Source organism: Photorhabdus viridis (assembly GCF_040256935.1).
Taxonomy (GTDB): domain Bacteria; phylum Pseudomonadota; class Gammaproteobacteria; order Enterobacterales; family Enterobacteriaceae; genus Photorhabdus; species Photorhabdus viridis.
In genome coordinates, this window is sequence record NZ_JBEJZY010000413.1 from 1 (window position 1) to 254 (window position 254).

A 254-nucleotide genomic window follows, 5' to 3' on the forward strand; every position below is an offset into this window, starting at 1 on the left:
ATCATAAAAACGCAGCACGATTTGCCGTACCGATGACAGGGTTTGTACCGCCGTCATACCAAGATGTTGTGCAATCGTGGATATCGGGCTGGCGCTAAACAGCCAGCCACACACCATTCGACCTCGTCCGGCAATTAACTCCACCGGGTCGGCCTCCTGCAACGCTTGGGTAATACTCAACTCCAGCATGTGAGCATCCTCAGGCTGGTTGATATCCAGCGGTATCAGCCAGGGAGAATAGCGGGGTTCGAAGC

At 54.3% G+C, this 254-nt stretch carries 1 protein-coding gene; it reads right to left on the minus strand.

The genetic code is table 11. From position 1 onward, the window contains the following. On the minus strand, positions 1–254 hold a 254-nt coding region (locus ABR397_RS23965), incomplete at both ends, for a DUF4123 domain-containing protein (protein WP_350307867.1).